This is a genomic window from Chitinophaga sp. RCC_12 (assembly GCF_041360695.1).
GTDB lineage: Bacteria > Bacteroidota > Bacteroidia > Chitinophagales > Chitinophagaceae > Chitinophaga.
Genome location: NZ_JBFUPS010000001.1, coordinates 692722 through 717268, shown reverse-complemented (window position 1 = coordinate 717268; position 24547 = coordinate 692722). Strand labels below are relative to the sequence as shown.

Below are 24547 nucleotides of genomic sequence, written 5' to 3'. Positions count from 1 at the left end.
GAAAACCTAATATAAAATTCAACTAAATCTGAACAACGATCTGAATCTGTTACACAGTTTCTTAATTTATAGAGCAAATCTTAGTCACCGGAAATAACCGGCATTACTGAATCACTACCAACCCATTAAAAACTGATGCTATGCCATAGCAGGGCATATTAGCTGTTGTATGTATCCGAAAACGAGAGCACAGTATCACAACTGCAGTTTCCGGAAGATAATCAGGCTAGGCGATCGCGTTTGCGGCAATAAGAAGAAAAAAAGCAACGTGCTTTTAGTACGCAATTGTTTTTATTCCACGTCTTATTCAGCTGCAGATCAGCGGGGGCATTTAGTGTTGTTAACAGTGGCCTGTTTGAAAGAACAGGCGACAGGGATATCTTTTTTTTAAATCTAAACCAAAAATCTGAACTTTTTTTTCTAAACCAAAACCAAAAATCTGAATTATGAGAACACAATCAATTCCTGTGCTCTGCTGCATGGCAGCGGCTTTCCTCTTTGCGTCCTGTCAGAAGAACGGCGCACAAAAAGAAGCGCAGCCCGATCCCGTGTCAGCAGAAGTGTTAGCCCAGATTAAAGCAAATGGCTTTAGCACAGAGAACGTGGTAAAAACCGAAGATGGCTACCTTGTGGAAGGTGACATCCTGCTTACAGCTGCACAGCTGAAAGAAACCGTTACGAGCCCTGTTTTACGGGTGGCCAAAACAGAACAGTACCGCACTAATTACCTGGTTACCGCATTACCCCGCGTTATCAGAATTAAGGTGACCAGCTTAGGTACTGCCTTTATCGCAGGCACGGATACTGCCATTGCACGTTACAATAGGCTGGGGTTGCGCATGACCTTTCAGCGCGTAACCAGCGGCGCCGCTGACATTACCATCAGAGGATTTAACCAGGGACCAAGCGGTGGTTACATCACACTCGGTTCTTCCGGGTTTCCTACCAGTGGCGGCAATCCGTATGGCACCATTAAGATGAACACCAACCAGTACGCCTACGGATCTAATCCCAACGTATTGTATGTAGGTTCTGTTATCCAGCATGAAATTGGTCACTGCATTGGTATGCGTCATACCGATTACATGGACCGTTCCTACAGCTGCGGCGGTACTGCCACCAACGAAGGCGCAAGCAACGTAGGTGCAGTATATATTCCGGGCACTCCTTCTGCACCGGATGCCAACTCCTGGATGCTGGCCTGCTCCAATGGCGGCAACCGTACATTTAATGCCAATGATATCATTGCGCTTAATTATCTGTATCACTAATCGTTGCATGAGCTAATCTGTTAAAACATTTCCGGAGCCGGGATTTTATTCCCGCTCCGGAAATGCTATTCTCCGGTACATTGAGCTGGTTCATCTATCTTTTTTGTAAATCTGTTACATAATCGAAACCTTTATAACAGATCAAAAATGATGAGATGGAAAACTCCCGTAAACAATTCCTGAAACAACTGTTTATCAGCGCTACCGCCGTGCCGGTGCTGATTGAAGCCTGTAAGAAAAGTGATGCTGCCGATCCCGGAATAGATAGCAGCGGCGCCTGCACCGTTTCCCCGGAAGAAACAGATGGCCCCTACCCACTCTACAATAGCAGGGGCTCCTCCATTCAGCGCGTGGATATCACCGATGGCAAAACAGGCACCCCGTTGCACATTACCATTAACATTCTGAACACCAACAACAGCTGCAAGCCGCTTGCCAACGCGAGGGTAGATATCTGGCATTGCGATAAGGATGGTTATTATTCCGGCTACAGCAACCGGGGATACCTCGGCACACAGGATAATACTGCGCTGGTTTTCTGCAGGGGATTGCAGTATTCGGATACAGCCGGACAGGTTAAATTTACTTCCATTTATCCTGGCTGGTACGAAGGCCGGGTAACGCATATTCATGCACAGGTATACGTGAATGATAAACTGAAAGGAACTACGCAGATTGCTTTTCCTGATGATATTAATGCCGCAGTGTATAACACTGCTTTATATGCCGCCCACGGGCAAAATACCAGTGTTACTAAAAACAGCGCAGACATGGTTTTCAGCGATTCGTTATCGGCCGAACTAGCCACGGTAACCGCCAGCGAAACCAGTAGTTACGATCTTGTTCACAATATTTATATCGCCGGGTAATATGGGCAAAACGATGATAAAGCTGGCTATCCGGCAGGTGATAGACGCATCTTCCACGGGAACATTTGCCAAAAATGTATTTCGCGATTCTTATGCAGAGTTCCTGCTGCAATCGCAGGCATATAATCCCAACGAAGCATTTTCCACTTTCGCCGAAATGGTGGAACACCAGCCCAAAGCCAACTCCCTGCATTATAAAACAGGTTTTGCGGTGGGGTTGTATGTGCAGTCCCTCGCCAACCTGGTACCCGGCGCCTGGGATATGCTGGGTAATATCCAGTTGTCGTTTGAACGGCACCAGTTTAAAATTATCACTTCCTGTATTCACGACCGGCAGCTCCACAAAGTAGCGGTGCTGTATTATACTGCGCCTTTACTGCTCCACAAAATAATAGGGGACTATCTTTTGCTGGGATTTAATGATACCACTGATACGTTCACTTTAAAACTGGACGACGACCTGTCGATCTGCCATTACAGTGAGGAATCATGAAGTTTCACATCTCCCGAAAAAAGTAAAGCCAACAAACATCACCAAAAACAAAATCAAAAGAATCAAAAAGAACAAAATCAAGGTAATCAGTATAATCAGCGTAATCAGTGAGAAAGACAACCTCCGCTCTTCCACTCGCGGATAAAATCGCTGTAACTATCGCTCACCGGCAATTCCGCCGATGAGCTGAGTGTCACTTTCCGGTTAAGCACCGACCGGACTTTATCCACCGACACAATATAACTGCGGTGGATCCGCCTGAAGCGCGCCGCCGGCAGCTTCTCCTGCATTTTTTTCATTGTCATCAAGGTGAGCACGGGCGCCTGTTGGGTAAGGTGGATCCGGATATAATCCTCCAGGCTTTCTATATAAATAATTTCGTGTAAGGGTATCTTCACCATATGATAGGAAGAATGCACCAGCAGGCTTTCCGTAGCCGCCGGCAGCAGTTGCTGCTGTTGCTGCAGCTGTGCTTTCTGCACGGCTTTTTCAAAGCGCTGAAATGGAATAGGCTTCAACAGGTAATCGATGGCATCCAGTTCAAACCCATCGAATGCATACTGTTTATACGCGGTGGTGAAAATGATCATCGGCCGGTGGGTAAGTCCCCTGGCGAGATCCAGCCCGTTGATATCAGGCATGTGGATATCCAGGAAGATCAGATCTACCTGGCCATGCCGCAGGTATTCCGCTGCGGAAATGGCATCTGTAAAAGTATGCTGTAATTTCAGCCAGGGAAATTCCTGTGCATAGGTTTTGATCACCTGTAAGGCGGGCGGTTCGTCGTCTATCACAATAAATTTAATCTCCATCGCTTATACCTGTAATTGTAAGGAAATAGAATATGCGCCGTTATCTTCACTGATCTGCAGTTCGTATTTATCGGGATAGAGGTGTTCCAGTCTTTGCCGTGTGTTGGAAATGCCAATGCCCGTGCGACTTGTGTCCGGCGCCATTCTGAATAATTTGTTGCTGCAGTAAAAGTGGATCCTGTTTTCAGATGTTTGCAGCAGGATGGTAATTTCAGACGGTTCGTGATTACTGACGCCATACTTAAACGCGTTTTCAAGGAAGGGCAGCAGTACCAGCGGGGCAATGCACTTAATGCCGGGGCTGCCTGTAACCGCGAAATTGACTTTCGTTTTAGTGGTGAGCCGGAGTTTCTGGAGATCAATATAATCCCGAAGGCAATCAATTTCGCTTTCCAGCAGTACATAATCATCTCTCGTATCCTCGGTTACATAGCGCAGCATATTAGACAGCTTCATGATGCTCATGGCGGTGTTATCGCTGCGTGTGATAGCGAGGGAGTAAATATTGTTAAGGGTATTAAACAGGAAATGCGGATTGATCTGGGCTTTCAGAAAGGATAATTCTGCCTGGGTTTTGCGGGTTTCTGCGTACAGTGCTCTTTTTTCGGTTTGCCGCCAGCGGCGTGTGGTTTCGATGGCGATACTCAGCGCAATGGTGAGCAGGAAAAGGAAATCGCTTACAATGTCGATGGGCCTGTGTGGTCTGCCGGGTGGCCGCATTCCTTCCGGCCGCGGGCCTGGTGCAGCCCCGGGCGGCATTTGCTGGCGCCATGGCATTTCCCCACGCGGATGCGACAGCCCGGAAAACAGGTGATCATAGGGCCGCATATAGTTGACCATGATCAGCAACAATAAAACAGACAGGAAATAAAGAATATATTGTTTCCGGAAGTACAGCCTGGGAAACAGGAAGGTGGTATGAAAATAGAACAGTGCTACATACGTTACCAGGAATACCAGGTAATCTGTTGAGAATAAGATAGAGAGCGCTTTGCGGTCGCCCGTTTGCCCACTGACAAACAGCAGGGGTAAACTCAGGCATATCAGCCACCCTGTAATGTGTGCTATTACTACCGAAGATTTTAACCGGAACATTTGCGACAGATAGATATAGGGCTGAAATTCTGACTTTCCAGCCGGATAATAGCTGTCTTCTCTGTAAATCGCTGGTTTATGTCGATGAATGATCGGAAACATGGGGTTATCTTTTCACTGCTCCCCGAATTATAGTAAATTGCCTCTTTTATAAAAAGAATATCAGATATGTTGCAACGAATCGTGAAACCGGTGCTGTTATTGGTACTCCTGGTACTTGGCGGGCACACTTATGCCACCGAGGGAATGTGGCTGCCACAGCTGCTTTCCGGTCTTAATGAAAAAGAGATGAAGGGAATGGGCATGAAAATCACTGCCGCGGATATTTACAATATTAACAAAGGCAGCCTGAAAGATGCCATCGTGAGCTTTGGCGGTTTCTGTACGGCAGAAGTGATCTCTGAGCAGGGATTGCTGCTCACCAATCACCACTGCGGTTATGATGCCATTCAGAAGCACTCTTCCTTACAAAACAACTTTCTGGAAAACGGGTTCTGGGCAAAGTCGGCGGTAGAAGAACTGCCTAACCCCGGTTTATTTGCCACCTTCATTGTACGCATTGACGACGTGACCAAAGCCGCCCTGCAGGATGTAACGCCCGGTATGAGCGAAAGAGAGCGGCAGTCGGCTATCGACAAGCGTTTGAACGAAATCCGCCAGAATGCCCGCAGGGAAAGCTGGCAGGAAACCATGATAAAGCCTTTTTATGAAGGCAACCAGTATTTCCTGTTTGTAACGGAAACTTACCGCGACGTTCGCCTGGTTGGCGCTCCGCCGTCTTCCATTGGTAAGTTCGGATCAGACACCGACAATTGGGTTTGGCCGCGTCATACAGGCGATTTTTCGATGTTTCGCATCTACGCCGGTAAGGATGGCCGCCCGGCGCCTTACTCAAAGGATAATGTGCCTTTAAAGCCTAAATATGCCCTCACCATTTCCCTGAAGGGAGTGAAACAAAATGATTTCACTATGGTGATGGGTTTTCCCGGCCGCACCACCGAATACCTGCCCTCCGAAGGGGTAAAGCAAACCGTGGAGATACTCGATGCCGCCAAAGTGGAAATGCGCGATGCTGCCCTTAAAATCATGGATAACTACATGCGGAAAGACCCGCAGATAAAAATCCAGTATGCAGCTAAATTTGCCGGCACCGCCAACTACTGGAAGAAGTGGATGGGAGAAATGCAGGGCGTAAAGCAAACCAACGGCGTAGGTAAAAAATTACAGTATGAAGATGTTTACCGGCAGCAGCTGGAAAGCAACACGGTATGGAAACAAAAGTACAACGGCGTACTGGATTCGCTCAACGGATACTATCAGCAGGTGCAGCCTTATGCACAGGCCCGCGACTATTACAGTGAACTGGTAAAAAATGTGGAGCTGTTCACCGTCGGCGACCGCCTCATCACCTTCCTCAACGATGTGCATGAAAGGGGAGAAGCGCAGTATGAAACCATGCGGCAGCAGTTCCTCGCATCCATGCAGGGGTTTTATCAGAATTACAATGCGAAGGTAGATCATGACGTAGCGGTGAGCCTGATTGCCTTGTATGCCAAAGGCGTTCCGACGCAATTTGCAGGGGCGGAGTTTGCACAGATCTGGCAGGAAAACAATAAAGATAGCCGCGCATTAACTGACAAACTATATGCAATATCCGGATTAACCTCTATCGATAAACTAACCGCTTTTGTACAACAACCCTATAATACGGTGGTGGCGCAGATGTGGAAAGATCCGGCTACCAGGCTGGTAATGGCTATGCGCAAAGGTTACGTGGATAATGTAAGCCGCCCGCTGGCGGATCTGCAGTCGAACATCAACAACCTGCAACGCACTTATATGCAGGCGCAAATGGATGTAATGGGCAGCAAAAAAAGCTTCTATCCCGACGCCAACAGCACGCTGCGGGTTACTTATGGAAAAGTAGATGGCTATAATCCCCGCGATGCTATTCACTACGATTTCTATACCTACCTGGATGGTGTGATGGAAAAATATGTTCCGGGAGATTATGAATTTGATGTGCCTGCCCGGTTAATAGAACTTTATAAGAAGAAAGACTATGGCCGTTACGGCGCCAATGGCAAGATGCCGGTGTGTTTCATTGCTTCCAATCATACCACCGGTGGTAATTCCGGCAGCCCTGCGCTGGATGCCTATGGCCACCTGATCGGGCTGAACTTCGACCGCACCTGGGAAGGTACGATGAGCGATATTAACTTCGATCCTTCCATTTGCCGGAATATTATGGTGGATATCCGCTATGTGCTGTTTATTGTGGACAAATACGCGGGCTGTACGCGGTTGATCGACGAGATGAAATTATTGTAGCGGATTTTGTCTTTCTCGCTGATTACGCTGATTTTAATGATTTAGCAGATTTGATCATTTTTGATTTTAATGATTTTGGGGAGATATAAGTGGATGTATCCGCTCATATCTCCCCAAATCTTTTTAAAATCCCCAAAGTTCAAATCCCCTAAATCATTAAAATCAGCGTAATCAGCGAGAAAGACAAAATCCGCTCTAAACCTTGCATTCGTAAACGATAGAGCTACAGCGGTCAACGGTTTTCAGGCCTTTGCGATAGGAGCGGAAGCCATGGAAGAAGCCTTGCAGGAGCCGGCTTTTGCCGGTTTTATATTTTTCGCTGAGCAGGCTTACATAGAACCCGTCGAATACCATCGGGTGTTTTTTGGCCAGTTTGATATGATGCTGTGTCAGCAGTTTTTCCATGGAGTCCGGCGAGAAATGATAGAGATGCCGGGGCACGTCATAGGCGGCCCAGTATTCCTTATAATAGTCGGCGTCGGAGGAGGTGTAGTTGGGAACGGCGATCAGCAGCGCGCCTCCGGGTTTCAGCAGGGTGCGGATGTGATCCAGGTAGCGGTGCAGGTCGTGTACGTGTTCCAGTACATGCCACATGGTGATGGCATCAAATTGCTGCGCAGGTAAAGCATACAGCTGTTCAATGGGCAGTGCCTCCACTTTATAAATTTCTTTGGCGTTGCGGCGTGCATTTTCATCGGGTTCCAGGCCGGTGACGGTCCAGCCGCCGGTTTGCATATAATGCAGGAATGCCCCGGTGCCGCTGCCTATATCCAGCAGGGTGCCTGTTTTTATACCGCAGGCATTGCGCACCCAGTTTTGTTTGGAGCGCAACGTAATTTTCCTGACACTGTGATATAAACGGTTAATGAGTCCCTGCTTTGTTTCAGAGTGGGAAATATATTCCTGCGACTGATAGTAGCGACCTATGTGGGCGCTATCGGGCACATTTTGTGTAAAGCGGCCGCCACAGCCTCCGCAATGGAAGATGTTGAATGTTTCTTTCGATACGGTGTAATCTTTGGCGGTAAGCGCTTCATGTATCTGTGACGAACCACAAAGCGGACAGTTGTTGTAATAGATTAAACTCATTGGACTATTGAATACGCTTATATAATTATTTATACTCTCCCCAAACTTCCCGCAGTACATCTGCAATTTCTCCGAGGGTACATAAGTGTTCCACTGCGGTTACTACAAGGGGCATCAGGTTTTCATCGGTGCCGGCGGCCAGCCGGATCTGTGCCAGTGCGTTTTGCACGGCTGCATTATCGCGGCGTTCCCGCAAGGATTTCAGGCGTTCCGACTGTAAGGTACGGATGCTGTCGTCGATGCGGAATACTTCCGGTGTTACCTGGTCTGATGCTGTAAATTTATTGACACCGATGATTATTTTCTCATTATTTTCAATTTCCTGCTGGTACCTGTATGCGCTCTTTGCTATTTCATCCTGGATGAAACCCTGTTCTATGGCGCTTACAGCGCCGCCCATTGCATCAATTTTATGAATCAGTTCCCAGGCTTTGGCTTCTACTTCGTTGGTAAGCGCTTCCACATAAAAAGAACCTGCCAGCGGATCTACGGTATCTGCCACGCCGCTTTCATAACCAACAATCTGTTGGGTGCGGAGCGCGATGCGTGCCGCTGCTTCGGTGGGTAACGACAAGGCTTCATCATAGCCGTTGGTGTGCAGCGATTGTGTACCGCCCATTGTAGCGGCCAGCGTTTGAATGGCTACACGTACAATATTATTATGTGGCTGTTGTGCCGTGAGGGTGCTGCCGCCTGTTTGTGTATGGAACCGCAGCATCTGTGCTTTCGGATCGGTAGCGCCCAGCGATTGGGTGATATGCGCCCACATGCGGCGTGCGGCGCGGAATTTGGCTACTTCTTCAAAGAGATGATTATGTGCATTAAAAAAGAAAGACAACCGCTTGGCAAATACATTGATATCCAGTCCTGTGTCCAATGCTGCTTTCAGATAGGCCTTCCCGTTAGCCAGCGTGAAAGCCAGCTCCTGCACAGCGTTGGCGCCGGCTTCCCGGATATGATAACCGGAAATAGAAATGGTATTCCACTTAGGCACTTCTCTGCTGCAATAAGCAAAAATATCGGTAATGAGCCGCATGGAGGGCTTTGGCGGATAAATGAAGGTGCCCCTGGCAGCGTATTCTTTCAGGATATCGTTCTGGATGGTGCCGGAAATCTTTTTCAGGTCGGCGCCCTGCCGTTTGGCAAGTGCAATATAAAAAGCCAGCAGGATAAACCCCGTGGCGTTGATGGTCATAGAGGTGGAGATCTGCTCCAGTGAAATATCTTTGAACAGTATTTCCATATCTTCCAGGGAATCTATGGCTACGCCTACTTTTCCCACTTCACCTTCCGACATCGGGTGATCCGAATCGTAGCCGATTTGTGTAGGCAGGTCGAAGGCCACGCTCAGTCCCATAACGCCCTGTCCAAGCAGGTAATGATACCTTTTATTCGATTCTTCCGCCGTGCTGAAACCCGCGTATTGCCGCATGGTCCACAGTTTATCGCGGTACATGGTGGCGTGTATGCCACGGGTGTAAGGAAAGTCGCCGGGCTGCTCGTCCATAGGCACCGGCTGTGTGTATACCGGTGCTATTACAATGCCTGAATCGGTTTGAATGGTTTTTTCCATAGTATCTAAAACTAGCGTTGCAATGTTACATAATTATTATGGTACTTCGCCGCTGAGAAAAATATTGATATTTTGTGTGAAAGTTTGGCAGGATACTATGATCATTTACTGTTTATTAGGCGCAACGATCGCGCTGGCGTTGTATAGTTTATATCTTGTCTGGAAAGCAGGAAGCCGCCGGCTGGCAGCCACTTACAGCTATTTGCTGCTGGGGCTTTCGCTGGGCTGGTTCCTGTATTTGTATGGCACCTGGGTGTACCTTTCCATTTATGCCAAGTATGTTTTTGGCGGACTTTTATTGCTGAACATGGCCGCTTATGCAGTGCGTAAGCACGATCATGCGGCTAAGCCTACGCCGCGGTGGAAACAGGTCAGCAACGGCATTCTTACCTTTATTTTTGTCGTAATGTCTGTGCTGTACTTTACCGGTACTACCGGTAAACCGGAGCGGGTAGCGCTGGCATTTCCGTTTAAGCCGGGTAAATACTTTGTGTTGCAGGGCGGTAAAGGACTACCTACCAACGTGTTCCACTTTAGCCTGCGGGGGGCTGTTTATGCGATGGATATCGTGAAACTGAACAACTATGGCGGGCGGGCAGGGAAAATATTTTCCCGTAAGCTGGAAGACTATGTGATTTTCGGCGACACGGTGTATGCGCCTTGCGACGGGCTGGTGATGAGGGCGTACAGCAATAACCCGGATAATATACCGCCTGCCATGAACCGTGGGCCTAAAAACACCAACCAGGTATTACTGGAAACGCCCGGGTATTACGTGTTTATGGCGCACCTGAAAATGGGAAGCGTGGTGGTACGGGAAGGGCAGTATGTAAAGCGGGGCGACCCGCTCGGCTGCGTGGGCAATTCAGGCTTTAGCTCAGAACCTCACCTGCATATCCAGGTGCATGCTAAAAAGGCTGGCATTCCCTGGTACCAGGGAAAGCCGTTGTATATCTCATTTAATGGAAAAAGTTACCTGTTGAATGAGGTGATTAACGCGAAGTGATTACCGCATCAATCTTTTTGCTTCCGCATTGATGATCTGGGAAGTGAGTTCGGCAGGAGATTCGCCGGCCTGTAAAAATACCGCCAGTATTTGTTTGTTCAGTTCCATAGCGGGTGCATCCGGTGGCAGTTGCACGGCTACCTGGTTGATCACGGAGATGGTTTGTTCCTTTAATGTTTTCACCGCTTCCCATGTCATGGCCGACACGTAGATCTGTTGGGTAACGTTATGTTCGTATTCTGCCTTGATTTGCTGTACCATCGCAATCTGCATATCCACGGCGGTTAAGCCCGGCTGATAAGTGCGTCCTATCAGGCTTTGCGGCGTGATGCGGTCTACATAAAGCGCCATTCTCTCGTAGGCCTGCAGCTGTAAGGGAAGCACAGCTGCATTTACCGGCTGTTCTTTGTTGTCAGTTGTGGGATCTGCTGTTTTATTTTTCTTAAAAAGATCTCTTACCGTTGGGTATACGATTGCCACTGCTCCAATTGCGAGTGCGATGTATAATAGTGTATTCAAGTCAAGACTGCCCATCATATTACTTTATGTGCACAAATATATATAAAGATATTTATATATTGTAGGATACCGGTTTAAAATAAAAAGGATTACCGGGAGATGTAGACTTTATAACATCCGCCGGTAATCATATTCATCACAACGATGATCGTTTGTTAAGCGAGTTTCCCCAGCCAGGTTTTCATTCTTTCCACCCCTTTCTCCAGTTTGTCCATGCCGGTGGCATAAGACAGGCGGATACAGTTGGGTTGCTGGAAAGCGCCACCGGTAACAGTAGACACGTGGGCTTTATGCAGGAGGTACATGCAAAGGTCGTCTGCGTTTTTAATGTGCGAGTCTTCAAATGATTTGTTGAAGAATGCGCTTACATCCGGGAACATATAGAATGCGCCTTCCGGGTCATTTACCTTTAAACCGGGGATGGTTTTCAGGGCTTCATGAATGTAGGCGCGGCGTTTTTTGAATTCAGCGACCATTTCCACGGCGGTGGTCAGTTCGCCGGTGAGGGCCGTGATGGCGGCGCGCTGGGTGATAGAGCAGGTGGCCGAGGTGAACTGGCTCTGGATCTTATCACAGGCTTTGGCAATGTCCAGTGGTGCGGCGAGGTAGCCCAAACGCCAGCCGGTCATGGCAAAGCCTTTACTCAGGCCGTTGATGATGACCGTGCGGTTGATCAGATCTCCGAACTGCGCGATGCTTTCATGTTTGCCTTCGTAGTTGATGTATTCATATATTTCGTCGGAGATGATGAAGATCTGTGGGTGTTTGGCGAATATGGCAGCCAGTCCTTCCAGTTCTTTTTTGGAATATACGGAACCGGTAGGATTACAAGGAGAGGAGAACATGAACAGCTTTGTTTTTGGTGTGATTGCTGCTTCGAGTTGTTCCGGTGTAATTTTATAATTGCTTTCGATGCTGCAGGGAACAAATACCACTTCACCCTGGCAGAGGCTCACCTGTTCTGAATAGGTAACCCAGTAAGGGGTGGGGATGATCACTTCATCGCCGGGGTTTACAATGCTGAGCACTGCATTGGCCAGGCATTGTTTGGCTCCTGTGGATACTACAATTTGTTCCGGCGTATAGTCAAGACCGTTATCTCTCTTTAATTTGTGTACTACTGCCTGTCTTACGTCTGCATAGCCAGCCACGGGTGTATAGTGTGTAAACCCTTCGTCGATTGCTTTTTTGGCGGCTTCGCGGATGTGTGCCGGGGTGTCAAAGTCCGGTTCTCCGATGCTGAGGTCTACAATATCTATCCCCTGGGCTTTCAACTCGCGGCCGAGTTTAGCCATTTTAATTGTTTGCGGCTCGGAAATCCGTGACAGCCTGTCTGCTAGTTGATTCATATCATTACATTGAATTGACCGGAACAAACGTACAGAAAAAAACCAGATAATACATGGAAAGATCATTCCCGGCTGCTGTACAAACGCAGAACGGGCCGGATAACCGGCCCGTTCTGCGTTTTATGTTACTGCTTTTTACAGCAATGCAATATTGTTAGTATAAACTGAACATAGCGTTGGTAACTAGTTTGTCGGTACCGGTGCTGCCTTTAACGCCTACGATGTAAATGGTGTAGAAGTTACCTGCGTTGAAACTGCCGACACGCAGATCAGTGCTGCTTGCCGTGGCAAGTACAGTACTTGTACCAGCTTCCTTGATGGTGATGGCATTGTTTACGCTGAAGCTATTGAACAGTTTGAAAGCGCTGGCAGAAGATACATCGCCGTTAAAGTAAACGCGGTTGCTGTCGATTTTTTCAGTACCGATGAATACATCTACCGGACCTGCGTTTGCGCTCAGGTTCAGGAAACGGATACCGATTTTATCGCGGCTGTAGTTGGTTTGATCTGTTTTGATAATAGCAGATCTCATGGGGCTTTTATCCCAGATCAGGTAAGTATAATACTGTGTGGAGTCGAAATTGTAAGTAGTGGTGACCAGCAAGCTGTCGCCTCCTTTCTTCTTCAGGTCAAATTTGTGCAGGCCTCCATAAACGGCGTACCGGGCGTAGAAATTAAAAGTGAAATCAGTTTCAGTTACTTTCTGATCATTATCGAAGAAAGTACCTGCGATCATACTGGTGGAACTGTTCAGAATTGAAATCTGTGCCTGTGGTCTTGGTGGTGTGTAATTGTTATCGTTCTTCAGGCAGGAAGATAATCCGATGATTCCTGTCAACAGGGCCACAACTGCCCATACGCGATTTTTCTTGGTTAGCATTTTGCTCTCAGTTTTTAAATTGTGTTATTGATCGGTTGTTTTTTTATCGTTTGGTTCAAAACGGGACAGGTCCGGTAAAATGCTCTTTTTACGTTGGACTTCCGATTCATAAATTATTTCTCCCAGTGCTTTGAGAAAAGGTTTGCCTGTTTTTTCAAAAGCCGGTTGATCATCTCCCAATACACCAGTGGTATTTACAAAAACACTGGCAGACAGCAGAAATTCTGTTTTACTGGTAAAATCAACAATATATGCTGTATCGGTCAGAAATCCGTATGCCCATCCTGGTTTGTTGAAAATCCTGATGTGTTCAGGTATCCGGCTGTTCCGGTCACCTCCAAAAAGCAAAAACCTGGTATATGCCTGATAGTATTGTTCCGGGTCATACGCCGGATCTGTTGATTCCTCCGGGTGCTGGGACATACATCTGTACAAAAAAAGGTAATCTTTCCCTGTTAAACGGAAACGTTGACGATTTGTTACAGCTTCCGGAAAAATTATGCTGCGCAGGATATTATGCAGGTCGGAGAGGGGCAGTTTATTCCGGTGGGAGAAGTTCATGGGTTGGTGCTCGAGGTGGTCGAGGTGATTGTACCAGGCGTTCCCGGCAAAGTCTTCCCGCGGGGAAAACTCCAGGTGGCTGCAGCCCGCGGGTTGCTGGTAAAGGATCCTGTTCCCTTCGCGGAAGCTGACGGCATTGGTATGCCTGTTGGCTTCCTCGTAAAGGGGAAGTCCCACCCGGTGGCGGATCTGGGCCTGGGAATATCCCATTTCCCATAACCGGCGGTTAAAAGGCTCCTGACCTATAAACTCATAAAGGCGGTTATAGGCGTCGTTGTCGCTGATAAGGAATATTTTTTTTATATAATGGGCTACCGACGGGAGGCCGGAAGCCGCGGAATGGTCGTGGCGCACGCCGGTATTCACATCCGGGAGCGGCGCTGTAAAAAAGGGCGTGTTGCGGTCGAGGCCGGGGATCTGCAGATCGTTCAGCTTTTCCAGTGCCAGCGCCACTGCCGGCAGTTTTACCGTGGAGGCGGGATAGAAGTAGGTATCCGGCGACACACCATAATAATAGTCGGTGAAGTGAGGCCGCTGCTGCCCGTCCCGGTCTATGCGGGTAAAAATCACCTGTAAACGGTAAGTGGAAGGGTCGCTGAACACAGCGCCTAACCGGCTTTTTTGACTTTTCAGCAAAGCTTCCAGAAAATTATCTGTTGCCGGATAATGTTGGGTTTGCATATATTTGTCGTTGTTATGGATTGTAAAGCAAAGGAATATATTTAAAAAGACCAGAATCCGGGAGCTGCAGATTTAAAAAAAGTGTGCCAACCAACCTGCAAAGGCAGGCGCATATTGATTTTGCGTGTCTTTTAACAAGGACTTTAATATATCGATTTAAATTCTATCTTTGCAACTCTTAAAATTTTTTTTTATAAACCCGAAACAAACAGTATGCAACTTAAAGGACTGGTAAGATTTTTTGCCATCGCACTGATCCTTATCTCTTTGTACCAATTGTCCTTCACGTTTTTGGTGCGGAACTATGAGAAGAAGATAGAGCAGCAGGCCGAGAACGATGTGGCCAAGCAATACCCTACACCTGAAAAGAAATATCCAGGCAGTTCGGAACTGCAGGGCTTCTACTCAGATACCCTCAAAGGGTTTATTAAACAGAGGAGACAAGAGATTGTGGACAGTACCAGCAGCACAAAAATTGCAGGCTTTCCATGGAATGTCACCTATACCAAGGCCAAAGAGAAAGAACTGAATCTCGGTCTGGACCTGGTAGGTGGTATGAACGTAGTACTGGAAGTAAGCGTGGAAGATGTTATCCGCGCGTTATCCGGTCAATCCAAGGATGCTGCTTTTAACAAAGCGCTGGAAAGGGCAAATGAGCTGAAGAAAACTAACCAGGCCGATTTTGTTACTTTATTCGGACAAGCATACGCCGAGGTAGCACCACAGGGTAAACTGGCTTCTATTTTTGCAAATGCCTACCAGAAGGATATCACCTTCAATTCCTCCAATCAGCAGGTGCTGGACATGATCCGCAAGGAATCACGTGTTGCCATTAAGAATACCTATATCGTACTGCAAAAACGTATTGATAAATTTGGTGTGGCACAACCTAATATCAGCCTGGATGAAAACAAAGGACTGATCTCCGTGGAACTCGCCGGTGTTGATAACGCCGCCCGTGTACACAAATACCTGCAGGCAACTGCCAACCTCGAATTCAGGGAAGTATACAAGAACTCTCCGGAGTTTATCCAGAATGTATTATCCCCGGTGAACGATGCTGTCAGGAACGCTAAGGCCGCAGTTACCGCTGCTCCTGCCGCTACACCGGATTCAGCTGCTGCTGCTACCACCGCTGCCGCAAAGGACACCGGTAAAGATGCCAGCCTGACAGATTATCTGTCTAAAAAAGATACCAGCAAAAATGCCAGCAAAGAACTGCAACTGAAAGAACAACAGGCGCAAAACCCGCTGTTCATGGTATTATTCCCTAACGTAGACCCACAATCCGGTTCAGTTTACCCGGGTCCGTCTATCGGAAGGATTTTACCAAAAGATACCGCTATTTTCAACCGCTATATGGAACTGCCGGCTGTAAAGTCGATCCTGCCGAAAGACCTGGTATTTGCATTTGGTGCTGAAAATAAAGAAGATAAACACGGACCTTTAGCGGTATATGCGCTGAAAGTGAACCCGGCCAGCCCTGAACCCCGTGTTGGTGGCGCAAGCATCGTTGATGCCCGTCAGGACATGGACCAGAACAACCAGCCGGAAATCAGCATGACCATGGATAATGAAGGCGCCCACCAGTGGAAAAAACTGACCGGTGAACTGGCTCCTACCAATCCAAAAGATCCCGCTACCTTTAATTATGTAGCAGTAGTGCTCGATAACATCGTTTACTCTGCTCCTTCTATACAGGGTGAAATTGCCGGTGGCCGTTCCTCTATCAGTGGTAGCTTTACCATTGAAGAAGCGAATGACCTCGCCAACATCCTGAAATCCGGTAAGATGCCGGCTCCTGCACAAATTGTACAGGAACAGATTGTAGGACCAACCCTCGGCGCTGAATCTATTGCCGCCGGTGCGAAATCCTTTATGATCTCCTTCGGAATCATCTTCGTACTCATGCTGGTGTACTACAACTCAGCCGGCTGGGTAGCTAACATTGCACTGGTACTGAACCTGCTGTTTACCTTCGGTATCCTGGCTTCTATGGGTGCTACGTTAACAATGGCCGGTATTGCCGGTATGGTACTCACCATCGGTATGGCGGTGGATACCAACGTAATCATCTTTGAAAGGATCAAGGACGAGCTGACGCATGGTAAATCTTACCACGATGCCGTGGCAGAGGGTTACAAACGCTCTTATGCACCAGTACTCGATGGTCACGTTACCTCCCTGCTCACCGCCTTCATCCTGTTCTACTTCGGTTTAGGTCCGGTACTGGGCTTCGCTACCACACAGATCATAGGTTTGTTCCTGTCGCTGTTCTGCGGTATCCTGGTTTCCCGTATGGTAACTGATTTCTGGATGAAGAGAAAAAGACATTTTGAATACTTCACACCTATTTCCCGTAAAGTATTTAAACATGCCGCTTTTGATTTCGTAGGCAAACGTAAATATGCTTATATCATCTCCGCCTTTGTAATGGTGGCAGGTGTTTCTTCCTTCTTCCATGGCTTCGACCACGGTATCGATTTCTCCGGCGGCCGCAGCTATACTGTTCGCTTTGAGCACCCGATGAACCGCGAAGAAGTGGCAGATGTACTGAAGAAAGAATTTGACTCAGAAGTATTTGTTAAAACTATCGGCAGCACCAACCAGCTGAGCATCACTACTGCTTACAAAATTGAGCAGCAGAGCCTGGCGGTGGATAAAGAAGTGGCTGATAAGTTGTATAATGGCCTGAAGAAGTTCTATGACGCTTCTGTAACGCCTGACGTATTTACCTCCCGTTACATTGTAGGTTCGCAAACAGTATCGCCTACCATTTCCGATGACCTGCGTGCAGGTGCGGTGAAGGCAACGATCCTGTCTATTGTGGTGATCTTCCTGTACATCCTGTTACGTTTCAGCAAGTGGCAGTACTCTATCGGTACTATCTTCTCTTTGCTGCACGACGTACTGGTTACGCTGGCAGTATTCTCCTGGTGCAGATCCTTTGTACCGTTTACACTGGAAATTGACCAGCACTTTATTGCTGCGATCCTGACGGTGATTGGTTTCTCCATGAACGATACCGTGATTGTGTTTGACCGTATCCGCGAGTACTTCAGGACCGGCGCTCATGGCCGCGACAGGGATACCGTGATCAATAAAGCGATCAACGATACCCTGAGCCGTACCATTATGACGTCGCTGACAGTGTTCCTGACCATCCTGATCCTGTTTGTATTTGGTGGCGAAGTTACCCGTGGTTTCGCTTTCGCGATGCTGATTGGTGTGATCACCGGTACTTACTCTTCTATCTTTGTTGCGGCGCCGGTACTGGTTGACTTCGACAAGAAAAATCAGCTGGCCAACGAAAGTGAGTCAGTGGAAGTGGTGGCCAAGAAAACGGCTCCTGCTGCTAAATAAGTAAGATCTTACTGAAATAATGTTTGATAAATAAAAACCTCCTGGCTTGCCAGGAGGTTTTTTTATGCAGTATATTTTTGGGAGATATTTATCAGCCGGCCGGCTGCCTGAATACAAACCCGGCGGCTTCGCTTCCCTGCTGGTAGTCTATTTCCATGCCCATGAGGTACATGCCATGCGCTTTTTTCATGATCACAGGGATGCCGGATATCTCAAAGAGGTCATCGTCTTCCATGCGGGCATCGAAGCCGAGCATATAGGCAACACCGGAACAACCTCCGCCTTTTACGCCTACCCGCAGGTAGGGGGCTTCCGTATTCCCCTGTAACAATTGTTTCACTACTTCAGCAGCACTGGCCGTAAGTTGAATGGGAGACCTGTTCACGTTATCCATTATCCGTATTTTTTTCAAAGTTAGGGAAAACCAGGGGCGGTTTTGCTTGCTGGTATACCCGAGGTAAGTGGTGGGTGTAGTTAACGCAAAAACGCTTTAAACACGGCCTAAACCGGGGGCATGTACGCCTTTGAGGTGGACTTGAAGCGCAATTACTTTGCTGTGGCCAGTTCCAGGAACTTTTTATGGAGGTCGAGCACCTGCGGAATCACCATATGCTGCTCATCGTTATAGATTACGTGGTCGCTGAGGCGCATTTTGATGGTTTCGTCGATTTGCTTGTACATACGTGCCAGTACTTCATTACGGGTTACGTTGTCGCGTTTCATGACGCGGTGTATGCGCAGTGGCTGGGGGGCGAAAACGGCGATTACCTGATCGAGGTGGTGGAAGGATTCTGTTTCAAAGAGGAGAGCGGCCTCTTTCAGTACGTAGGGAGTGTGTTGTTGCTGGGCCCAGTTGTCGGAATCCCGTATGGTAGCCGGATGTACGAGGGAGTTGAGAAGAGCCAGCTTGTCTTTGTCGTTGAAAACGATATTTCCCAGGAGTTTGCGGTTTAAGGCGCCATGGGCATCGTACATTTCTTCGCCGAAGTGGTGTTTTACCTGTGCAGCCAGTTCGGGGTCGCGGACCATAATATCTTTGGCCCGGTCGTCCGCGTAGTACACGGGAACGCCCAATAATTCGAATATTCTACTAACGGTGCTTTTGCCGGAGCCAATGCCTCCGGTGATTCCAATCTTTAACATAGCCCCAATTTATAAAAAAATACGAATTACCCATATGAATTACGGAGTTACGGGCAGATGCCGGGGAAATAGATCCGCGAAAATCATCTGCCTGTAACTCCGTAAACAGTAATTACTCTGATTCGTAATGCTTATTTAGTTTCAGCTGCTTTTTGCTGAGCTGTGGTGTATTCCATGCTGATAGCAGAGCGTTCGATAGTGAAGCTGGTGCCTGGGCTAACTTCCATCAGAACGGTGTTGTTGTCGTTCATTTTCTTCACTTTACCGTGGATACCGGCGATAGTGACGATTTTATCACCTTCTTTCAGGTTATCGATAAATTGTTTCTGCAGTTTTGCTTTTTTAGTTTGAGGCCTAATCATGAAAAGCCACATAACGACAATCATACCGCCAAAAAACAGGAAAGAAACCCAGGAGTTACCACCGCCTTGGGCACCGCCCTGAGGCGCCATTAATAAAATGTTCAGGATGTTCATCTCTATAATTGATTTAATAGTTTAGTCCGGACTATTTGGTAATGATATTGCATTGGATCTTAGGTCCTACCACATAACCGTCTTTATTGTTGATTTTAACAGAAATTTCTTTCTCGGTATAGCCTGATTTTCCGTGGCTGTCGAAAATAACCTTCATGTAGCCGGACTGACCGGGTTTGATGGGTTCTTTTGGCCATTCCGGTACGGTACAACCGCAGCTGGAGATGGCATCTTCGATGAGCAGCGGGCTGGTGCCTGTATTGGTGAATTTAAAGGAATACTCTACTTTTTCACCTGCTACAATTTCTCCAAAGTTATGCACCTTTTCTTCAAAGGTAAGCGCGGAGGATTGACCAGTTTCGATTTTTTGTCCGTTACCGGCTGCCTCAGCAGCGGTATTATTTTTTGCACTATTGTTACAAGCCGCCATCAGCAGGCTTCCACAGGCGAGTAAACAGAACAGTTTTTTCATGGCATTGCTATTTTACGGTAAAAATAACTTTTCCCACTTACTTTTTCGGACGGTCCTGCTTCTGTACCAGCTGTTCTTTTTCCAGGTCTTTCAGGATGTTATCCAGGATACCGTTGATAAACTGGCCGCTCTGAGGTGTGCTATAGGCTTTCGCCAGGTCTATATATTCGTTGATAGTTACTTTAGTAGGAATGGTGGGGAAGTAGAGAAACTCGCATACACCCATTTCCATCAGTAACATATCTACTGCAGCGATACGTTCAGAATCCCAGTTTTGTAATTTGGGCTTGATCAGTTCGAGGCAGTATTCCTTTTTGTCGATTACTGTGAGCAGAAGTTCCTTTGCATAATCCAGTTTTTCTTTACTGATCAGCTGCAGGAAATTGAAGAGATGCGGCTTATTGAAATAGTTATTGATCAGAATGCCCATCATTTCTTCGTCGTCGCCCCAGTGAAGGAAGGTATCTTCCATGTGTTGAAGGAACGGCTCGCTTTTCGCCAGTATTTCTTTATAGATGAATTCCAGTATCTCCTTTTCACCGGCTTTGGTGCGGCTACCTTCAGCCGCGTAGGCTTTGTAGGTATCTGTGGCTACCAATTGATTATAAAGCTTTCTGAGCAGATCATCATCTGTTTGCAGCTTCATTTTCCATTGGTCCAGGTTTACCTGGAAGCCTTTGTCGCTGGTTATCTGGTAAATAAACTCATTTCCTGCAATTTTGGTGTTCACCTGCAGGTCCTCGGCAGAGGGTAAGTGTTTGGAAGCACGGGCGTGCGCATCAATTTCGGCGTATTGTGCTACCTGTACCACTGAGTTAAGTAAGTAGGTAAAGATCTGACAGGTTTGGTCCAGCTTTTCGTTTAAAAGTCTGGTGGCCGTGCCTGGCTTAATACTGCTTTGCTCCATCGTTTCCAGGGCATAAAGTGTTTGCATTACTTTAACCCGGATATTTCTTCTACTGATCATCTTATAAAAAAGAACTGGTATAAGGGCGCAAAAGTAGAGAAAAATTTCCATATTCGACGCGGAGGTTGTCGCGGAGCTTGCCGCGGATTTTGTCTTTCCCGCTGATTCCCCTGATTATACTGATTAATTGTTTTTTTGTATTTTTTTAATGATTTTTAGAAAGATGTATTTATGCGCCTTAATAATGTCAGAAGAATCAGGGCAAAAGACAATCTTCGCTTAAAAAATATCCTTTTAATCAGCATAATCAGGGGAATCAGCGGGAAAGACAAAATCCGCGACAAGCTCCGCTCAAAATCCGCCTAGCTGTCATTTTTTCGGGTTGTTTGTCATGATTTGTCAGTGTGGAAGCAAGTCGATACCTTCGTGACCTGTAAATTTGACCCGAAAACCGCCTTGGCACAATTCTCGTGGACGGAAGGAACAATCACAAACATCTTTTTTAAATAAAAACTACTATGGCTAAACAATTAAGTATTAAACCTTTAGCTGACAGGGTAATCGTGAAACCTGCAGCAGCAGAAGAGAAGACAGCTGGTGGTATCATTATCCCCGATACTGCAAAAGAAAAACCTGTGAGAGGCACCGTGGTGGCTGCCGGTCCTGGTAAAAAAGATGAACCGATCACTGTAAAGGTAGGTGATACTGTACTCTATGGTAAATACTCTGGTCAGGAACTCCCTATCGAAGGCGAAGATTACTTAATCATGCGTGAATCTGATATCCTGGCGATCGTTTAAGAGCTGTCTGCGATATGAATTAATTCCTAAAAGAAAAATCTCAAAGTATTATGGCAAAACAAATTTTCTTCAATATAGACGCCCGCAACAAGATGAAGAAAGGCGTTGACACCCTGGCTGATGCTGTTAAAGTAACCCTGGGCCCTAAAGGCCGTAACGTAGTGATCGAGAAAAAATTCGGCGCTCCGGGTGTAACTAAAGATGGTGTTACCGTTGCAAAAGAAATTGAACTCGAAGACGCAATCGAAAATATGGGTGCGCAGATGGTGAAAGAAGTAGCTTCCAAAACTGCTGATCTGGCAGGTGATGGTACTACTACTGCTACTGTTCTGGCACAGGCTATCATCGGCGACGGTTTGAAAAACGTAGCTGCCGGTGCTAACCCAATGGATCTGAAACGTGGTATCGACAAAGCTGTGAAAGCAGTAGTTGAAAACCTGAAAAAACAGTCCGAAAAAGTTGGTAACGATACACAGAAGATCGAGCAGGTTGCTTCCATCTCTGCCAACAACGACAGCGAAATTGGTAAACTGATTGCCCAGGCAATGCAGAAAGTAACCAAAGACGGTGTTATCACTGTAGAAGAAGCAAAAGGTACCGACACTACTGTTGAAGTAGTAGAAGGTATGCAGTTCGACCGTGGTTACCTGTCTCCTTACTTCATTACCAACAGCGAAAAAATGCAGGCTGAACTGGCTAACCCTTATATCCTGATCTACGATAAAAAGATCAGCACTATGAAGGATATCCTGCACATCCTGGAAAAAGTAGCCCAGCAGGGCGCTCCGCTGGTAATCATCTCCGAAGATCTGGAAGGTGAAGCACTGGCTACCCTGGTGGTAAACAAACTGCGTGGTACCCTGAAAGTTGCTGCTGTTAAGGCTCCTGGCTTTGGCGACAGAAGAAAGGATATGCTGCAGGACATCGCTACCCTCACCGGTGGTATCGTTATCAGCGAAGAACAAGGTTACAAACTGGAAAATGCTGACCTGACTTACCTCGGTAAAGCAGAATCTATCACTATCGATAAAGACAATACTACTGTTGTAGGTGGTAAAGGCGAAAAAGAAGCGATCCAGTCCCGTATCGGACAGATCAAAGCGCAGATCGAAGTAACTACTTCTGACTACGACCGCGAAAAATTACAGGAACGCCTGGCTAAATTAAGCGGTGGTGTGGCTGTACTGTACGTTGGTGCTGCTACCGAAGTAGAAATGAAAGAAAAGAAAGATCGCGTAGACGATGCATTACACGCTACCCGCGCTGCCGTTGAAGAAGGTATCGTTCCTGGTGGTGGTGTTGCTTACATCCGCGCTATCGAAGCCCTGGATTCACTGAAAGGTGCTAACAACGACGAACAGACCGGTATCGCCATCGTTAAACGCGCTATCGAAGAACCATTACGTCAGATCACTGCCAACGCAGGTATCGAAGGTTCTATCGTAGTACAGAAAGTGAAAGAAGGTAAAGCTGATTTCGGTTTCAACGCACGTACAGAAGTTTTCGAAAACTTACTGGCTGCCGGCGTTATCGATCCAACTAAAGTTACCCGTATTGCACTGGAAAACGCTGCGTCTATCGCTTCTATGCTGCTGACTACCGAATGTGTAATCGCAGACAAACCGGAACCTAAATCTGCTGCTCCAGCTATGGGCGGTGGTGGCCACGGTATGGGCATGGACTACTAATATCAAGGATAATCATAAAAACTCCTGCAGGCATGGCCTCGCAGGAGTTTTTTTATGCGGATCACCTTTCCGCTGTAACTTTATCATAAGATTTCCGTTTAATAACGAGATAGTAAACAGCAGCGGATGAATACAGTTGTAAAAATAATTTGCGCAAGCCTGCTTTTGATACTGGGCGCCTGCTCAAAGAAGAGCAGCTCAGAAGAACTCATGATGGATGGAGTCGCGGAAAACGCCATCCAGCAGTACCTGCACGAGCATAATGAAACCGCGATCCGGGACGTTTCCGGGCTTTATTACCGCGTAGACGCTCCGGGAGACAGTACCCATTTCGTGAAAGCGACTTCTATCCCCACCGTTATTTATACCAATTATTTAGTTACGGGCGAAGTGGTAGGTACCTCCGTAGGACCCACCGATTTCGATCACAGGATGCTTAAAAACCATATTCCTGGCTGGCAGATAGGGCTGCAGAAGATTTCCCAGGGAGGAAAGATCAGGTTGTATATCCCATCCGCCCTCGCCTATGGCTCTGTGGGCGTTAACGGTGTTATCCCGCCCAACGCCATTCTTATTTCTGACCTGGAACTGGTAAGTATCCGGTAGATGTATTATCTTATACCAATTGTATTTTCACCTTTTAATTATACTAAAACTGAAACCGTAACTGTATGAAGAAAGTTTTTCTGTTGGGAGGATTATTCCTGTTAGTGCTTGCCGCCTGTTCAAAAAAAGATGATGCACCTGCCTATAACGCTATTGCACAATATGATGCTGACTCCGCAAAAATTGTAGCGTATATCGCCGCCAATAATCTCACCAATGTACAACATGATCCCCGTGGCCTTTTTTACCAGATTATAACAAAAGGAACCGGCGATTCTGTTAATGCCGCTGCGAATGTATGGGTATCCTACAAAGGCCAGTTGCTGGATAAAACGGTTTTTGACAGCAGCGACAGCGCCAGGTTTGACCTCGATAAAGTGATCACCGGATGGACGATCGGTATTCCTAAAATCCGGAAGGGTGGAGAAATCAACCTGATTATTCCTTCTATTTATGCTTACGGCCCGACTGCCTATTCTAAAATTCCGGCGAATTCCGTATTGGTATTCAACGTGAAGCTGAAAGATTATGTGAATAAATAATGGAGAAAGAAATAACGTGAA

Annotated in this window: 23 protein-coding genes; 10 read left to right on the top strand and 13 right to left on the bottom strand. The window is 47.1% G+C overall.

The features are described 5' to 3' along the window. The first annotated feature begins 446 nt into the window (after positions 1–446). The 3 genes from AB6805_RS02960 to AB6805_RS02950 all read left to right on the top strand — a co-directional run bounded on the left by AB6805_RS02960 (position 447) and on the right by AB6805_RS02950 (position 2633). Positions 447–1271 carry a M57 family metalloprotease gene (locus AB6805_RS02960; protein WP_370907970.1) on the top strand — a complete coding sequence of 275 codons (825 nt, stop codon included), beginning with the start codon at positions 447–449 and terminating at the stop codon, positions 1269–1271. 155 nt (positions 1272–1426) lie between these two features. Further along, the gene (locus AB6805_RS02955; protein ID WP_370907969.1) at positions 1427–2140 is read left to right on the top strand and encodes an intradiol ring-cleavage dioxygenase; all 714 of its coding nucleotides are present in this window, start codon (positions 1427–1429) and stop codon (positions 2138–2140) included. A gap of 1 nt (position 2141) precedes the next feature. Next, positions 2142–2633, top strand: a complete 492-nt coding sequence (locus AB6805_RS02950) for a hypothetical protein (RefSeq protein WP_370907968.1) — start codon at positions 2142–2144, stop codon at positions 2631–2633. A 104-nt stretch (positions 2634–2737) separates the two neighbouring features. Here AB6805_RS02950 and AB6805_RS02945 read toward each other — a convergent pair whose 3' ends face one another. Both AB6805_RS02945 and AB6805_RS02940 read right to left on the bottom strand, forming a co-directional pair. Further along, positions 2738–3445, bottom strand: a complete 708-nt coding sequence (locus AB6805_RS02945; protein ID WP_370907967.1) for a LytR/AlgR family response regulator transcription factor — start codon at positions 3443–3445, stop codon at positions 2738–2740. A 3-nt stretch (positions 3446–3448) separates the two neighbouring features. Further along, positions 3449–4642, bottom strand: coding sequence for a sensor histidine kinase (locus AB6805_RS02940; RefSeq protein ID WP_370907966.1), 1194 nt, complete (start codon positions 4640–4642; stop codon positions 3449–3451). Positions 4643–4708: 66 nt separating this feature from the next. Here AB6805_RS02940 and AB6805_RS02935 point away from each other — a divergent pair, with 66 nt between their 5' ends. Further along, positions 4709–6871: a S46 family peptidase gene (locus AB6805_RS02935; protein WP_370907965.1), complete on the top strand. Its 2163-nt coding sequence runs from the start codon at positions 4709–4711 to the stop codon at positions 6869–6871. A 195-nt stretch (positions 6872–7066) separates the two neighbouring features. Here the strand turns inward: AB6805_RS02935 and AB6805_RS02930 are convergent, their stop codons facing one another. After that, on the bottom strand, positions 7067–7960 hold the full coding sequence (locus AB6805_RS02930; protein ID WP_370907964.1) for a class I SAM-dependent methyltransferase: 894 nt from the start codon (positions 7958–7960) through the stop codon (positions 7067–7069). A 25-nt stretch (positions 7961–7985) separates the two neighbouring features. Further along, on the bottom strand, positions 7986–9533 hold the full coding sequence (locus AB6805_RS02925) for a methylmalonyl-CoA mutase (RefSeq protein WP_370907963.1): 1548 nt from the start codon (positions 9531–9533) through the stop codon (positions 7986–7988). A gap of 22 nt (positions 9534–9555) precedes the next feature. Between AB6805_RS02925 and AB6805_RS02920 the strand changes: the two genes are divergently transcribed. Then, positions 9556–10539, top strand: a complete 984-nt coding sequence (locus tag AB6805_RS02920; protein WP_370907962.1) for a M23 family metallopeptidase — start codon at positions 9556–9558, stop codon at positions 10537–10539. On the opposite strand, the gene AB6805_RS02915 is transcribed toward AB6805_RS02920, so the two are convergent. The 4 genes from AB6805_RS02915 to AB6805_RS02900 all read right to left on the bottom strand — a co-directional run bounded on the left by AB6805_RS02915 (position 10540) and on the right by AB6805_RS02900 (position 14529). Further along, positions 10540–11073 (bottom strand): hypothetical protein, encoded by a 534-nt coding sequence (locus AB6805_RS02915; protein WP_370907961.1) that lies wholly within the window; start codon positions 11071–11073, stop codon positions 10540–10542. Positions 11074–11213: 140 nt separating this feature from the next. Next, a complete protein-coding gene (locus AB6805_RS02910) occupies positions 11214–12407 on the bottom strand; it encodes a pyridoxal phosphate-dependent aminotransferase (RefSeq protein ID WP_370907960.1) in 1194 nt (397 codons plus the stop codon). A gap of 154 nt (positions 12408–12561) precedes the next feature. After that, the gene (locus tag AB6805_RS02905; protein ID WP_370907959.1) at positions 12562–13287 is read right to left on the bottom strand and encodes a DUF4397 domain-containing protein; all 726 of its coding nucleotides are present in this window, start codon (positions 13285–13287) and stop codon (positions 12562–12564) included. Positions 13288–13311: 24 nt separating this feature from the next. Continuing rightward, positions 13312–14529 carry a serine hydrolase gene (locus tag AB6805_RS02900; RefSeq protein ID WP_370907958.1) on the bottom strand — a complete coding sequence of 406 codons (1218 nt, stop codon included), beginning with the start codon at positions 14527–14529 and terminating at the stop codon, positions 13312–13314. 213 nt (positions 14530–14742) lie between these two features. Between AB6805_RS02900 and secDF the strand changes: the two genes are divergently transcribed. Continuing rightward, the gene (gene secDF / locus AB6805_RS02895) at positions 14743–17892 is read left to right on the top strand and encodes a protein translocase subunit SecDF (RefSeq protein ID WP_370907957.1); all 3150 of its coding nucleotides are present in this window, start codon (positions 14743–14745) and stop codon (positions 17890–17892) included. A gap of 91 nt (positions 17893–17983) precedes the next feature. Here secDF and AB6805_RS02890 read toward each other — a convergent pair whose 3' ends face one another. From AB6805_RS02890 to nusB, 5 genes are all read right to left on the bottom strand, one after another. After that, positions 17984–18286, bottom strand: coding sequence for a HesB/IscA family protein (locus AB6805_RS02890; RefSeq protein WP_370907956.1), 303 nt, complete (start codon positions 18284–18286; stop codon positions 17984–17986). Positions 18287–18438: 152 nt separating this feature from the next. Next, positions 18439–19035 (bottom strand): dephospho-CoA kinase, encoded by a 597-nt coding sequence (gene coaE, locus AB6805_RS02885; protein WP_370907955.1) that lies wholly within the window; start codon positions 19033–19035, stop codon positions 18439–18441. 131 nt (positions 19036–19166) lie between these two features. Then, a complete protein-coding gene (gene yajC, locus AB6805_RS02880; RefSeq protein ID WP_079473333.1) occupies positions 19167–19511 on the bottom strand; it encodes a preprotein translocase subunit YajC in 345 nt (114 codons plus the stop codon). A gap of 31 nt (positions 19512–19542) precedes the next feature. Beyond that, entirely contained in the window at positions 19543–19983 is a 441-nt protein-coding gene (locus AB6805_RS02875; RefSeq protein WP_370907954.1) for a DUF1573 domain-containing protein, read from the bottom strand. A gap of 37 nt (positions 19984–20020) precedes the next feature. Then, entirely contained in the window at positions 20021–20950 is a 930-nt protein-coding gene (gene nusB, locus AB6805_RS02870; RefSeq protein ID WP_370907953.1) for a transcription antitermination factor NusB, read from the bottom strand. Between the two features lie 458 nt (positions 20951–21408). Here nusB and groES point away from each other — a divergent pair, with 458 nt between their 5' ends. From groES to AB6805_RS02850, 4 genes are all read left to right on the top strand, one after another. Then, positions 21409–21690, top strand: coding sequence for a co-chaperone GroES (gene groES / locus AB6805_RS02865; RefSeq protein ID WP_079473337.1), 282 nt, complete (start codon positions 21409–21411; stop codon positions 21688–21690). 50 nt (positions 21691–21740) lie between these two features. After that, complete coding sequence (groL, locus tag AB6805_RS02860; RefSeq protein ID WP_370907952.1) at positions 21741–23378, top strand: chaperonin GroEL; 1638 nt, start codon at positions 21741–21743, stop codon at positions 23376–23378. A 126-nt stretch (positions 23379–23504) separates the two neighbouring features. Then, the gene (locus AB6805_RS02855; protein ID WP_370907951.1) at positions 23505–23984 is read left to right on the top strand and encodes an FKBP-type peptidyl-prolyl cis-trans isomerase; all 480 of its coding nucleotides are present in this window, start codon (positions 23505–23507) and stop codon (positions 23982–23984) included. 65 nt (positions 23985–24049) lie between these two features. Beyond that, on the top strand, positions 24050–24526 hold the full coding sequence (locus AB6805_RS02850; RefSeq protein WP_370907950.1) for an FKBP-type peptidyl-prolyl cis-trans isomerase: 477 nt from the start codon (positions 24050–24052) through the stop codon (positions 24524–24526). Positions 24527–24547: the final 21 nt, after the last annotated feature.

Coding starts and splice junctions, on each gene's coding strand:
- AB6805_RS02935 (WP_370907965.1), top strand. CDS start 4,709: ATGTTGCAACGAATCGTGAAACCGGTGCTGTTATTGGTACTCCTGGTA.
- AB6805_RS02925 (WP_370907963.1), bottom strand. CDS start 9,533: ATGGAAAAAACCATTCAAACCGATTCAGGCATTGTAATAGCACCGGTA.
- groL (WP_370907952.1), top strand. CDS start 21,741: ATGGCAAAACAAATTTTCTTCAATATAGACGCCCGCAACAAGATGAAG.
- AB6805_RS02905 (WP_370907959.1), bottom strand. CDS start 13,287: ATGCTAACCAAGAAAAATCGCGTATGGGCAGTTGTGGCCCTGTTGACA.
- AB6805_RS02945 (WP_370907967.1), bottom strand. CDS start 3,445: ATGGAGATTAAATTTATTGTGATAGACGACGAACCGCCCGCCTTACAG.
- AB6805_RS02920 (WP_370907962.1), top strand. CDS start 9,556: ATGTTACATAATTATTATGGTACTTCGCCGCTGAGAAAAATATTGATA.
- AB6805_RS02875 (WP_370907954.1), bottom strand. CDS start 19,983: ATGAAAAAACTGTTCTGTTTACTCGCCTGTGGAAGCCTGCTGATGGCG.
- AB6805_RS02960 (WP_370907970.1), top strand. CDS start 447: ATGAGAACACAATCAATTCCTGTGCTCTGCTGCATGGCAGCGGCTTTC.
- AB6805_RS02900 (WP_370907958.1), bottom strand. CDS start 14,529: ATGCAAACCCAACATTATCCGGCAACAGATAATTTTCTGGAAGCTTTG.
- yajC (WP_079473333.1), bottom strand. CDS start 19,511: ATGAACATCCTGAACATTTTATTAATGGCGCCTCAGGGCGGTGCCCAA.
- AB6805_RS02915 (WP_370907961.1), bottom strand. CDS start 11,073: ATGGGCAGTCTTGACTTGAATACACTATTATACATCGCACTCGCAATT.
- secDF (WP_370907957.1), top strand. CDS start 14,743: ATGCAACTTAAAGGACTGGTAAGATTTTTTGCCATCGCACTGATCCTT.
- AB6805_RS02940 (WP_370907966.1), bottom strand. CDS start 4,642: ATGTTTCCGATCATTCATCGACATAAACCAGCGATTTACAGAGAAGAC.
- AB6805_RS02930 (WP_370907964.1), bottom strand. CDS start 7,960: ATGAGTTTAATCTATTACAACAACTGTCCGCTTTGTGGTTCGTCACAG.
- groES (WP_079473337.1), top strand. CDS start 21,409: ATGGCTAAACAATTAAGTATTAAACCTTTAGCTGACAGGGTAATCGTG.
- AB6805_RS02910 (WP_370907960.1), bottom strand. CDS start 12,407: ATGAATCAACTAGCAGACAGGCTGTCACGGATTTCCGAGCCGCAAACA.
- coaE (WP_370907955.1), bottom strand. CDS start 19,035: ATGTTAAAGATTGGAATCACCGGAGGCATTGGCTCCGGCAAAAGCACC.
- AB6805_RS02950 (WP_370907968.1), top strand. CDS start 2,142: ATGGGCAAAACGATGATAAAGCTGGCTATCCGGCAGGTGATAGACGCA.
- AB6805_RS02955 (WP_370907969.1), top strand. CDS start 1,427: ATGGAAAACTCCCGTAAACAATTCCTGAAACAACTGTTTATCAGCGCT.
- nusB (WP_370907953.1), bottom strand. CDS start 20,950: ATGATCAGTAGAAGAAATATCCGGGTTAAAGTAATGCAAACACTTTAT.
- AB6805_RS02855 (WP_370907951.1), top strand. CDS start 23,505: ATGAATACAGTTGTAAAAATAATTTGCGCAAGCCTGCTTTTGATACTG.
- AB6805_RS02850 (WP_370907950.1), top strand. CDS start 24,050: ATGAAGAAAGTTTTTCTGTTGGGAGGATTATTCCTGTTAGTGCTTGCC.
- AB6805_RS02890 (WP_370907956.1), bottom strand. CDS start 18,286: ATGGATAACGTGAACAGGTCTCCCATTCAACTTACGGCCAGTGCTGCT.